11 protein-coding genes and 1 riboswitch are annotated in these 11,557 nt (G+C 36.4%); of the genes, 8 read left to right on the plus strand and 3 right to left on the minus strand.

Annotated features, from left to right (window positions below):
• Positions 1 to 285, plus strand: a 285-nt coding sequence (locus CLLU_RS08975) for a 30S ribosomal protein S8 (RefSeq protein WP_242977529.1), incomplete at its 5' end; no start/stop codon positions are given.
• A gap of 223 nt (positions 286 to 508) precedes the next feature.
• Positions 509 to 796, plus strand: a complete 288-nt coding sequence (locus tag CLLU_RS08980) for a hypothetical protein (RefSeq protein WP_106009411.1) — start codon at positions 509 to 511, stop codon at positions 794 to 796.
• A 187-nt stretch (positions 797 to 983) separates the two neighbouring features.
• On the opposite strand, the gene rlmD is transcribed toward CLLU_RS08980, so the two are convergent.
• The gene (gene rlmD, locus CLLU_RS08985) at positions 984 to 2,339 is read right to left on the minus strand and encodes a 23S rRNA (uracil(1939)-C(5))-methyltransferase RlmD (RefSeq protein ID WP_106009412.1); all 1,356 of its coding nucleotides are present in this window, start codon (positions 2,337 to 2,339) and stop codon (positions 984 to 986) included.
• Positions 2,340 to 2,342: 3 nt separating this feature from the next.
• Positions 2,343 to 2,900, minus strand: coding sequence for an RDD family protein (locus CLLU_RS08990; protein WP_106009413.1), 558 nt, complete (start codon positions 2,898 to 2,900; stop codon positions 2,343 to 2,345).
• A 179-nt stretch (positions 2,901 to 3,079) separates the two neighbouring features.
• Between CLLU_RS08990 and CLLU_RS08995 the strand changes: the two genes are divergently transcribed.
• The 6 genes from CLLU_RS08995 to CLLU_RS09025 all read left to right on the plus strand — a co-directional run bounded on the left by CLLU_RS08995 (position 3,080) and on the right by CLLU_RS09025 (position 9,730).
• A complete protein-coding gene (locus tag CLLU_RS08995) occupies positions 3,080 to 4,930 on the plus strand; it encodes an LTA synthase family protein (protein WP_106009414.1) in 1,851 nt (616 codons plus the stop codon).
• A gap of 69 nt (positions 4,931 to 4,999) precedes the next feature.
• A riboswitch (TPP riboswitch) is annotated at positions 5,000 to 5,101 on the plus strand.
• A gap of 487 nt (positions 5,102 to 5,588) precedes the next feature.
• The gene (locus tag CLLU_RS09005; protein WP_477100001.1) at positions 5,589 to 6,296 is read left to right on the plus strand and encodes a reverse transcriptase domain-containing protein; all 708 of its coding nucleotides are present in this window, start codon (positions 5,589 to 5,591) and stop codon (positions 6,294 to 6,296) included.
• Positions 6,297 to 6,491: 195 nt separating this feature from the next.
• Positions 6,492 to 7,226 carry a TatD family hydrolase gene (locus CLLU_RS09010; RefSeq protein ID WP_106009416.1) on the plus strand — a complete coding sequence of 245 codons (735 nt, stop codon included), beginning with the start codon at positions 6,492 to 6,494 and terminating at the stop codon, positions 7,224 to 7,226.
• 16 nt (positions 7,227 to 7,242) lie between these two features.
• Positions 7,243 to 7,995: an ABC transporter permease gene (locus CLLU_RS09015; RefSeq protein ID WP_106009417.1), complete on the plus strand. Its 753-nt coding sequence runs from the start codon at positions 7,243 to 7,245 to the stop codon at positions 7,993 to 7,995.
• Between the two features lie 12 nt (positions 7,996 to 8,007).
• Positions 8,008 to 9,012 (plus strand): ABC transporter substrate-binding protein, encoded by a 1,005-nt coding sequence (locus tag CLLU_RS09020; protein ID WP_106009418.1) that lies wholly within the window; start codon positions 8,008 to 8,010, stop codon positions 9,010 to 9,012.
• Positions 8,981 to 9,730 (plus strand): ABC transporter ATP-binding protein, encoded by a 750-nt coding sequence (locus tag CLLU_RS09025; protein ID WP_170065750.1) that lies wholly within the window; start codon positions 8,981 to 8,983, stop codon positions 9,728 to 9,730. Before CLLU_RS09020 ends, CLLU_RS09025 begins: the two co-directional genes overlap by 32 nt.
• Before the next feature lie 39 nt (positions 9,731 to 9,769).
• On the opposite strand, the gene CLLU_RS09030 is transcribed toward CLLU_RS09025, so the two are convergent.
• The gene (locus tag CLLU_RS09030) at positions 9,770 to 11,554 is read right to left on the minus strand and encodes a serine hydrolase (protein ID WP_106009420.1); all 1,785 of its coding nucleotides are present in this window, start codon (positions 11,552 to 11,554) and stop codon (positions 9,770 to 9,772) included.
• Positions 11,555 to 11,557 lie beyond the last annotated feature (3 nt).

An 11,557-nucleotide genomic window follows, 5' to 3' on the forward strand; every position in this document is an offset into this window, starting at 1 on the left:
AATACAAAGATTGAGGAGGAAATAATGTATATGGATAAAGAGAATTTAAAGCAAGAAATATTAGACATATTAAAAAAACATAATTATATAAGCGGATTGAGTGAATGTCCAATGACTACTTTAAAATTTCTTTTAAAAATAGATAATGCTCATTTGGATGCTTCTCCAATTTACGATGCTTTATGTGAACTTGAAGAAGAAGATAAGGTAATAAAAAGCTTTGAGCCATCTGCAGGTAATTTGAATATGAAAATCAATGCGTCAAGATGGTATTTAAAGCAATAGGAAAAATAAAAAAACTGTAGTGAGAGTATAGATTAATTTCTATACATATCTGGTCCAATACACCGTGTACGGAAAATCTTATTGTATTATGATACCCTACATGGGAAAGAAATGTAAATATGGGTATGGAAAGATGAATATAGATTAGTCTCATTTATGACATAAGATAAATATAATAAATAAGTGATAATAACAGATTTTATTATATTTGGAGGTAAAATAAATGAGATTTATAATAGATAGTAAAGTATATGATACTGAAAAATCTGAAAGGATTATAAAATATAAAAAGGAATATCCGCTAGAGGGTCCTTTAGGTCTAATAATAGAACCTAAGTACGATACCATTTTGTATAGGACCAGAAGAGGTAATTGGTTTTCGGTGGCTATAAAAAGTTTTGACAAGAAGGTAGCATATAAAGAAAGCAATGATACGGTGAAAAAATTGTTTAAAAGTTTGAATGAAGTTGAGCTCTATAATAAATATTTTGGTACTTTAGAAGAAGCATAAGGGGAGGTAGCTAATGACTATAAAACCTGTAGTTGAGTGGAACATATTTATTGCCGCCATATGTCGCCCATTGCATGTATTTTGAAAAAAATTTTAAACCTTTAAAACCTTTTAAAATATTTTTTGCGTTCTAAAAAAATCAGCCTTAAAGCTTAGTATATAAAGCTTTAAGGTTTCTAAAATATTTTTATAATTTAATGAGTTTTGCAATACTTTCCACATGAGCGGTATGGGGAAACATATCCATGAGTTTTACCTTATCTAATTTGTATCCGAAGCCAATAAATGTATTGAGATCATTTACCAGGGATTTGGGGTTGCAGGATACATAGATTATTTCCGGAGCATTGAAGTCTATAATCTGCTTTATTGCCTTTGGGTGTATTCCCGGCCTTGGGGGATCAAGTATTATTATGTCGGGTTTATCCTCCAGAGTCTTCATTGCGTGTATTACATCTCCTGCTATAAATGTACAATTTTTTATTCCATTCAGTTTTACGTTTTCATTGGCGGATTTTACGGCTTCTTCTATAAGTTCTATTCCTATTACTTTTTTCACGTGGGGAGACAGTATCTGGGCTATGGTTCCAGTCCCACAGTACAGGTCAAAAACTGTTTTTGAAGAAGCATCCACAATAAAATCCTTTATTATACCGTACAGTTTTTCAGTACCTCTGGAGTTGGTCTGAAAGAAGGATTGGGGATAAATTTTGAATTTTAATCCCATAATTTCCTCTATTATATAATTATTTCCATATAATGTTTCCGCTGAATCTATTTTCACTGTGTCGGATAAGTTATCATTTATAGTGTGGATTATACCCTTCAGCTGGCCTTTGTAATTTGAATTTTTTAATATTTCAACGAGCTGGCTGAAATCAAATTCCGCATGGGAAGTAGTCACTATATTTATGAGAATTTCTCCTGTATTTTTGCCTTTTCTAAGTACTAAATTTCTTAAATATCCGCTGTGACTTCTTACTCTGTAGTAAGGCAGCTCCATTTCTCTGAAGTAAGTCACAATTTTGTTCAATATTGTATTAAAATCCTCATCTACTATTTTACAGCTTTCTACATTTACAATTCCAAAAGCTTTTCCCTTCATATGCATGCCTAGAGTTAAATGGCCGCCTTTTTTCTCATCTCCAAATGTAAATTCCATTTTATTTCTGTATTGAAATTCCTCGGGACTTTTTTCTATACCCAGGAATTCAAAACCTTTGATAGAAGATTGTTCAAACAGATCCAGAACCTGCTGCTTTTTTAGTTCGACTTGTATGTCATAGGGTATAAATTGAAAATTACACCCACCGCAGAGGTTAAAGTGAGGACAGGCTGGCTCCACAGCATAATTTACATTTTCAATTACTTGAACTACTTTAGCTTCTGCATATCCATTTCTTTTTTTTGTAATCTGTCCCTTTATTTTTTGACCTGGCACAGAGTTTTTTATAAATACTTTCATTCCATCCTTCTGAGCAACTCCCATACCTGGAAATTGTAGCTTTTCTATAAAAAATTCGTGTTGGCTGCCTCTCTTCAATTTTTAATCTGCTCCTTTTGGTATTGTGGTGAATTTTTCACCTAGTGTTTTCCTGGATTTGCAGCTTCTCGTTATAACGGGATACAAGATGGACGCTATTAGGAACAGTATTATATACATCCCCTTCATATCTGCTATATAATATCCAAAAACAAGTCTCAAAATAAGGTCAAATAAGTAAAGACATGCTACAGAAATTACGGCTGATACAGCTGTATCTATGATAGAAAGCTTCAAATTGTGCGGCACCAGGCTTTTTTTGACTTTCAGCTCTGTGTCCGGGTTAGAGCTTTTTTCATTTACCGCAGGCTCAATTTTTGTATTATCTACTTCATCATTGTCTGCCTTGGTAATATCTGCTTTAGTGTTGTCAAGCTGGGTGTTATCTCCCTGAGACTCCTCTGCTTTTAAACTGGATTCTTCCTCTTTATCTTTTTTATCTTTAATTTCTTTTAATTTTCTCTTTTCTTCCATGTTTTTATTTTTAAGTTCTTCAAGAAACTGCTTTTTTGATTCTTCATCCACTGAAAGTTTATCTTTATTTTCATCGTTTTCTCCCATTAAAAATATACCTCCTTCTTTTTTTAACCTTTCCATAACAAATATATTATGCTACACTATGGCATTTATGTAAATAGGTATAAAAAATCTTTTATTATTATTCACATATTATTTTACAATTTTGTCCGTTAGTTTTATAATCTTATTATTGTATAAATTGATGATTGAGGATATTTGATATGAGTAAATTGAATTTGTTTTTTCTGAGTTTTTTGGATGTAATATTTTTTGTGGTATGTGTAACTTTTAAAATATTGATATACGGAAGGCACATGGAGACAGGGTATATAAAAACCTCTTCTCTTTTTATTCCGGCTATTGCCCCGGTAATAATTGCAGTTTCCCTGTCTTTGGTTTTAAAGGTAAAAACACGTTCCAGAATACTTTATATATTTAATATTGTAATAAGTTCCTTCATAGTAAGTGATATTATTTATTTTAGATATTTCAAGGATATAATATCTCTTCCCGTACTTATAAGCGGTTTTCAGCTCGGAGCTGTAAAATCCAGTGTGTCAAGCTTGATTGATTTAAAAGATTTTTTATATTTTGCTGATATAGTACTTATAATTCCCTTCATAAACAGGTATGTGAGAAATATCAAATACAATTTTGATCTGAATTATAAGATACCGATAGCTGTACTGCTTCTTTTTATGGGAATTACTCTGGATTTCAAAAGCTTCTACGGGCTTTCGAAAGAGCAGCCCAGGCTTTTGAGTACAATGTACAATAAAGTGTACATAACCAGAAAGCTGGGTATATTAAATTATCACTGCCTGGATATCTATAACTCCATTTCAGCAAATATAACTAAGCTGACACCCGTTTCCAGAGAGAAGCTGGAGGATATAAATGCTTTCATGGATAATAATAAGTCGGACAATAAAAAACTGAAGGGATATGCAAAGGGAAAAAATCTTATAATGATACAGGTGGAGGCTCTTCAGGAATTTGTAATAGATGCCTCTATAAATGGACAGGAGATAACTCCAAATCTAAATAGGTGGATGAAAAGATCGGAGTATTTTGATAATTTTTACTATCAAGTGGCGGCAGGAGGCACTTCCGATGCGGAGTTCATGACCAATAATTCAATGTACCCGGCATCAGCCGGTGCAGTATATTTTTTGTATTCCGGGAATGAATTCAATGCCATGCCTGAAAATTTTAAGAACAATGGCTACAGTACAGCGGCATTTCACGGTTTTAGAGAAAACTTCTGGAACAGAGACATAATGTACAAGAAATTTGGCTTTGATAATTTTTATGGTGAAAAAAGCTATAAAAAAGATGAATCCATTGGGTTGGGACTCAGTGACAGATCCTTTTTAGAACAGTCCCTGACAAAACTGAACAATATGAAACAGCCTTATTATGCCTTTTTAATAACACTGACCAGTCATTATCCCTATGATGCTGTGGACAAATATGGGGATTTTGATGTGGGGGATTTAAATGGAACCCTTCTTGGAAATTATTTAAAGGCCATACACTACACTGATGAACAGCTGGGAATGTTTTTAGATTCACTGGATAAAAACGGTACACTTGAAAATTCAGTTGTAATGCTGTATGGAGATCACTATGCAATACCCAAGGACAAAGAGCAGCAGCTGTTTAAATTTCTGGATATGAGCTCCGCCTCCGACGTGGATTGGGAAAAGCTTCAAAAGGTACCTTTACTGGTGCATTTTCCGGACGAATCAGTAAAGGGAGTAAATGATACCTATGGAGGTGAAATGGACATATATCCTACAGTGTGTAATTTATTTGACCTGCCCGGGAAAAATATGTTTGGGAAAGATCTTTTCAATCCCAAAAATCAGAGGGTGATATTCAGAAACGGTTCCTTTATAGATGAAAATTATTATTATTCTGCCCAGGATGACGTATACTACAGTGTAAGAACCAGGAAGAAACTGCCTGAAAACAGCAGCCTCAAAAAAGAGAAAGATAGTACACTGGATCAGCTCGGGTATTCTGATTACATATTGAGGCATGATGCAATTGACAAGCTGAACAAATAAATTATGAACAAAATGTTTACATTTTTATAAATAAGTGATACCATGATGTTGTAATAAACTTAATATTGTCTGTAGTGTCAGGGGTGCCGGTACGGCTGAGAAAAGTGAAAACTTTAACCCTTTGAACCTGATTCGGGCAGCGCCGACGTAGGGAAACCGCTTTATAATTTTGTATCCTGAAGCACTATTTTGATAGTGCTTTTGTTTTTTTGGTGCGTCCAGATAAGCTGGACCATGCTTACTGGTGAAAGTCCAGACTAGGTAATTACCAAGAAGCCTAGTAGCCAATCACCATGTGCAGTAGAAATACTGGGCATGAAGCGTGAAGGTAATGTATCCCGAAAGGGAGATAGCGAAAATGCAGGTTGTAACATAAAATAAATTCTGCCGCATCGTTAAAAAAGGTCTCCGATAGGAGGAAAAGAGGAAGTTGAGCCTTGCGAAATTGGGTGAAAACCACGGAAGATGGGAAGAACTTGGATAGCACCATCAAAGAATCCTCCGGTGTAGAGGAAACGACATGTATTTATAGTATGGTTCGGAACTGGAGAGACCTTCATCTGCACGGCGGTAACCGTAAAATGAAAGCATATAAGCCAATGGCGAAATTGTCATTTCAGCAGAAAAGGAGTCGGAGGAGTTAATAGTACCAATAATTATGCAGACAATAAAACTGTATATAGGGAAGGTAGGGGTAATGGAAGATGGAGAGTATAAAGAAAGCAAAATCGGCTCTCCCCAAGGTTCACCTATCAGTCCATTGCTTTCAAATATATATCTAAATTATTTTGATGTGGTATGGGATAAATACTATAAACACCTTGGCATGCTTGTAAAGTTTGCTGATGATTTTATTATTATCTCAAGAACAAAGAAAGAAATATACCATGCATATAATGCAGTAAAGAAAATCTTCGAAAGACTAGAATTGCAGTTACATCCTGATAAAACAAGATTTGTGAATATGTGGGATGGTAAAGAAGGATTTGATTTTCTCGGGTTTCATCATAGGCGTAGTCTTGTAGAGAATGGTAAAGGGCAGAGATACCATACAACAATACAAGTACCTAATCAAAAGGCTATGAAGAATATGAGAAGAAAGATTAAAGAAGTCCTTGGAAACAGGTCAAATTTGAAGATGGATATGTATGATTTAGTCCAGATAATGAACAAGAAAATAGTAGGACTTAAGAATTACTATAATCTAAAGTATTCTGGTAAGCAATTAAATAAAATAGATTGGTATATTATAGAAAGGCTTACGATTTGGTACAACAATAAGAAACAATGTAGACCCCGACATAGAGGTGTAAAAGAGGTAATGAATAAACTCAATGAAATAGGATTAAGAAAACTTTCTTCTTAGGATTGTAATGCCTTAGAAAGAAGAATATCGGAAAGCCGTGTGCGGGAAAATCGCATGCACGGTTTGATGAGGGTGCGAAGGAAAACAAAGTTTTCCTTCAATCTACTCTACCTCAAGTTCTATCCCATGGAGAAAGGTATTTTTATGTGCAAACTACATCTGAGCTCAGAAATCATTTGATAGGAGATAGTTGAAATGTTTGTTGATTCCCACAATCATATGGACTTTTATGGGAAAAATTTAAAAAAGGCGCTTGATATCATAAGAAAAGACGATATCAGGACTCTGGGATGCTCCATGAATCTGGAAAGTTATATTTTTACGAAAAAGATAAGTGAAGAGAACGAGAATGTAATACCATGTTTTGGAATACATCCCTGGGAGGCACATAAAAACTGTGGCAGGCTGGATTTTTTTGATGATTATATAAAAGAATGTAAAGTTCTGGGGGAAATAGGTCTTGATTATTACTGGGTGCTGGAGAGAGAAAGATATCCTAAAATGGACAGGGTATTTGAATATTTTCTGGACAGGGCCAGGCGATATGATAAAATAACCAATATCCATACCAAGGGGGCAGAGCAAAAGATATTGGAATATATAAAAAGGTATAAATTGAGGACACCGATAATTCACTGGTACAGTGGTGATATGGATGTACTTGAAGAGCTTTTGAAATGCGGATGCTTTTTCACCATAAGTGTTGATATAGGATATTCCGATCTCACAGATGAAATAGTTGATATTCTTCCACTAGATAGAATATTGACTGAAACGGATGGACCAAATTCACTTGAATGGGTGAATAAAAGGTATGGATATCCCGGGGAAGTTAAAAATATAGTCAGGAAGATTGCCCATATAAAGGGAATTCAGTATGAAGAAGCAAGAGATATAATATCCAGTAATTTTACTGGACTAAAACTATGAAGTAAAGGTGTTTGAAATGAAAAGATCAGAAAATATTCAAAACAAGATATATCCTGTAATTACTATAGCGGTGGTGGTGGCTTTATGGCAGATTATAGTGGGACTTCAATACATAGAGCCCTATATTCTTCCATCACCTTCAGATATTGTAAAGACCCTTGTTTTGGATTTTAGAAACATAATGAAAAATGCGGAAACCACCCTTTATGAATCTTTTGTAGGATTTTTTATATCTATAGTACTTTCTTTTATATTGGCCGTAATAATGGACAGTTTTCATACAGTCAAGAAATCACTGTATCCTATTCTGCTCATATCCCAGACCATTCCCACTATAGCCATAGCGCCGCTTTTCATAATATGGTTCGGATTTGGAGCACTTCCCAAAATAATAGTTGTAGTGACAGTATGCTTTTTTCCCATAGTTGTAAGTCTTGTAGACGGCCTTGAAAAGATAGATGTGGATTACATAAATTTATTTCATAATATGAAAGCGTCCAAACTTCAGATATTTTATCATCTGAAACTTCCCTATGCTCTGGTAAACTTTTTTTCAGGTTTGAAGATTGCTGCAACTTACATGATAATGGCTGCAATTATAGGTGAATGGCTGGGAGGAGACAGTGGAATAGGTGTGTATATGGTGAGGGCTAAAAATGCCTATCAGCTTGATAAGGTATTTGCTTCGATTCTGGTTATTGTTGTAGTGAGTATCGCAATAATCTATGTTATAGACTTTACAGGTAAAAAAATAGTACATTGGAAATAGGAGGGGATAATAATGAGAAAAAATAAATTTGCATTGTTGATACTGGCTGTTTTTGTAAGCGTACTGACTATGTCAGGCTGTGGAACAAGTGATAAAAAAGATACATCAAATTCCCTGGATAAAACCACTGTGATACTGGACTGGACTCCAAATACAAATCACACCGGACTGTATGTGGCTTTGAATAAGGGATATTATAAAGATGAAGGACTGGATGTGAAGGTAGTTCAGCCGTCAGAGGGAAGTGTTACAAATCTTATAGCTGCTGGGAAAGGTGATTTTGGAGTGAGCTATCAGGAAGATGTCACTTATGCCCTTACAAGTGACAATCCTCTTCCTGTGAAAGCCATTGCCACAATAATACAGCACAACACTTCAGGCTTTGCCGCACCTAAGAGCAAAAATATAAAAACCCCTAAGGATTTTGAGGGAAGGGTGTACGGCGGCTGGGGATCACCTTCAGAGGAAGCAGTGCTTAAAGCTGTTATGGAGAAGAGCGGCGGAGATTTCAGCAAGGTTAAGATAGTGAATATCGGAAATGATGATTTCTTTGCAGCCACAAAGAAAAATGTGGACTTTGCATGGATATTTGAGGGCTGGACAGGAATACAGGCTAAGCTTAAAGGAGAGCAGCTTGATTACATACCTGTTAAAGATCTGGATCCGGCTCTGGACTATTATACACCTATTCTTATAAGCAGTAACAAGCTTATAAGCAGGAATCCCGAAAAGGTAAAAAAATTCCTGGCAGCTACTGCCAAAGGCTACGAATATTCCATAAAGCATCCTGAAGAAAGTGCAGATATACTTTTGAAATATGCACCTGAAATAGACAAGAATCTGGCTCTTCAAAGTCAGAAATATATGGCCGGTCAGTATGTGTCGGATGCACCGAGATGGGGAGTTATGAAATCACAGGTATGGCAGCGTTATGCCAAATTCCTGAAGGACAAGGGGCTTATAAAAAAGGAGTTAAATACAAGTGATGCATTCACAAATGAATTTCTGCCCAAATAGCGGTGATGAAATAATGGTTGAACTTGAAAATGTGTGCAAGAAGTTTGAGGACAGGACAGTACTCCAGGATATAACTCTGTATCTCAAAAGAGGAGAATTTGTCTCCATACTTGGGCCCAGCGGCTGCGGAAAGAGTACACTTTTCAATATAATAACAGGATTTGTCAAAGAGGACAGCGGCAGGCTTTTTGTGAGAGACGATATAGGATATATGCAGCAAAAGGATCTTCTTCTGCCCTGGAAGACTGTTCTTTCAAATGTAGTACTGCCTCTTGATATAAAGGGGAGGGATAAAAAGCAGTCGAGAAGAGATGCAAAAAAATACATTGACATGTTTGGACTGGACGGCTATGAAAATAAATATCCCTATGAACTTTCAGGCGGAATGAAGCAGAGGGCCAGCTTTTTAAGAACTTTTTTATGCTCAAAGGAGATAATGCTTTTGGACGAACCTTTTGGTGCACTTGATTCCATAACCCGTGGAAAAATGCAGAATTGGATTTTAGACATGAAGGATAAGCTCCATCGGAGCATACTCTTTGTAACCCACGATATTGAAGAAGCAATTGTACTTTCCGACAGGATATATGTACTCTCTTCAAAGCCCGGCAGAGTAAAAGAGGAGATAGCAGTGGATTTTAGCAGAGACAATAAGGGGAACAGGTTGTTTTCACAGGAGCTTTTAAAGATGAAATCAGATATTTTGAAGCTGCTTTAGGGTCAGACCCCCTGACAAAAAATGTCAGGGGGTCTGACCCTATTTCACTTTGTCTCCATGAAATTGCATTCCCAGCTGATACAATTCAAGTCCTGTGACTGTACCTTTACCGTCAATGTTAAATTTTATGCTGGCATCTGTTATTCTGAGGAAAAAGTCATCTTTGGACTGAGCATACAGTTGATATTTTTCACCGCTGTTGTTCTGCTCATAATAGAGAGCTTTTCCATCTGTGGTTATGGATATATTCCCCAGGTTATCCTGCAGCTTGTAATTACCAACATATCTGTCAAGGGTTTTGCCGTCCAGTGTAATTACACGCTTTGCTTTTGGAAGTGTATAATTTCCTCCCAGAGCTATATCCGCCAGGGTGTCATTTAGAGGATTTATATTGTAATAGCCAACATTGGTGAGAATGATTATGGTCAGGTCCTTGTCCGGGTATCTGGCTATATTGCTTGTAAATCCAACTGTATTTCCACCATGGTATATTTCCCTGCCGTATTTTCCATTTGTCAGCATCCATCCATATCCGTAGTAAGGGCCGGAGGGTGTCATTTCCATATGATTTGAAAATATATTGTCCAGTGTGGACTTTTTCACCAGCTTTTCTGTATAAAGAGCCCTGTCCCATTTGTACAAATCTCCTGTACTGGAATACAGGCATCCTGCACCGTAAGCTCCGTTTAGTGTTGTCTCATCACTTACAGGGTAGACATCCAGATAACCACTGTAGCCTGTGGAGGAATACATTTTTTCAGTGCCCTTATAGCCTAAACTCGTATTTTCCATATCCAGCGGCTGGAAGATGTTTTTTTGAAGGTAATCTTCATAGCTCATGCCGCTTACCTTTGTGACTATATACCCGAGCAGAATATATCCTGAATTGCTGTAGCTGAAACTGGTTCCCGGCTTGAATTCCAGAGGCTTGTTTTTAAATAGATTTATCACGTTGTTTATATCTTTTAAGGAGTCCTGGCTCATACTCCAGAATTCAGGAAGATTGGTACAGTTTACAATTCCAGAGCTGTGGGTGAGAAGATTTTCTATGGTTATTTCATTTCCATTTGGAAAATCAGGGATATACTTTGAAAGAGGATCATTCACGTCTATCAATCCCTTTTCAACCAGCTGCATTATGGCCATGGCAGTGAATTGCTTGGTCATGGAACCTATGGGAAATGTGGTATCCTGTGTATTTTGGATATTTTGCTCAAAGTCCGATTTACCATAGCCTTTGTTCAAAATTATTTTTCCGTTCTGGGCCACAAGTACGCTTCCGTGAAAATTATCCGTACTTTGAAGTGTGCTCAAATAGTTGTCTAATTTCCGTGAAGTGTAGGAATTTTCCTGGTCAGGCTGTACTTTTTCAGGAGTGGATATTTTAACTGTCCTGGTGCTGCTGTCCCAGTTTACAGTTTTGTTCAATATTTCACTGAAAAATTCTAGAGGTACAAAAACAAAATTGGTTCTGATGATCGGTGTTGTTGACAAAGTGACATTTTTACTGTTTACGGATACATTTTTATTGTTGTTCTCAAGCTTTATGGCATAATCCGGAGTGGTGAACTCGGCACTGTCGCCTTTTATCTTCAAGCTTCCGCTTAATCTTTCACAAAATACATTGAGGGAAACCATAACCACTGAGTTGGAATCCTGATAAGGTTGTACGTATTTTGACGGAATCCTTTTTCCATCAATGCTCACTGTGAACTGGTTCCCGCCAGGTGCCGGCGCAGTTTCTGCCTTTACATTTACTGCAGCTCCACCTGAGAAAACCAGAAAAATTGATATAAGTATGGAGGAAAACACTTTCTTGAACATTTA

It is taken from the genome of Clostridium luticellarii, assembly GCF_002995845.1.
GTDB classification, from domain to species: Bacteria; Bacillota; Clostridia; order Clostridiales; family Clostridiaceae; genus Clostridium_B; species Clostridium_B luticellarii.